The following is an 841-nucleotide window of genomic DNA, read 5'->3' on the forward strand; positions in this document are numbered from 1 at the left end:
CGCGGAGCATGGCGTAGATGACGTCGGTGCGGCGACGGGCGAGGCAGATCAGGGCGGCGTTGTGCCGCTTGCCGCCGGCGCGTTTGCGGTCGTAGTAGGCGCGGCTGACCGGATCGGCGAGACTGGCGAAAGCCGACAAGAACAGCGCCGACTTCAGGGCGTGGTTCCCGCGCTGGGAACGCGTCTCGCCCTTGATCGAGCTGCCGGAGCGGCGGGTCACCGGGGCCAGGCCCGCGTAGGCGGCGAGATGGGCTGCGGTGGGGAACGCGGCGCCATCTCCGACGATGGTGAGGATCTTCAGGGCGGTCGGAGAACCCGAGACCGGGCATCGAGGTCAGGACCCCGGCAAGAGGGTGGGCCTCCAGGAGGGCCTCGAGCTCGGCGGCAAGGGTGTCTCGCTCGACACGGACCTCGCGCAGCTGGGCGGCGACCCCGGCGATCACTCGGCCGAACGCGGCGGTGCCCGGGACGACGACGGTCTGCGCGTCGAGCGCGGCCAGGATCGCGGCAGGGAGTGTCGTGGCCAGACGTGGGGAACGCGGGCGCATGGCCGCGGCGATCCCGGCCTCGCCGAGGTCGCGAAGGGCCTGCGGGGTCGGGGCGGCAACGAGCAGATCGAGCACCCCGCCGCGGTCCATCCGAGGCCCGAGCAGGCGTTCCAGGGCCGGGTGGACGTGGAGCAGGGCATCGCGCAGCCGGTTGGTCAGCCGTGTCGACTGGGCGGCGAGGTCGTCGTCGTAGCCGGCCAGCACGGTGAGCTCGGCGAGGGTCTCGTCATCGGTGCCGACCCGGCGCAGGGTGTGGGGCATGGTGCGGGCGGCCCCACGAATCTGTGCGGCGA

2 pseudogenes are annotated in these 841 nt (G+C 73.0%); both read right to left on the reverse strand.

Annotated features, from left to right (window positions below):
* Positions 1 to 365: pseudogene (locus tag PSD17_RS33400) on the reverse strand (transposase); the annotation flags it as partial.
* A 269-nt stretch (positions 366 to 634) separates the two neighbouring features.
* Positions 635 to 841 (reverse strand): annotated as a pseudogene (locus PSD17_RS35530) (IS110 family transposase); the annotation flags it as partial.

This window comes from Pseudonocardia sp. D17 (assembly GCF_036984265.1).
Taxonomy (GTDB): Bacteria; Actinomycetota; Actinomycetes; order Mycobacteriales; family Pseudonocardiaceae; genus Pseudonocardia; species Pseudonocardia benzenivorans.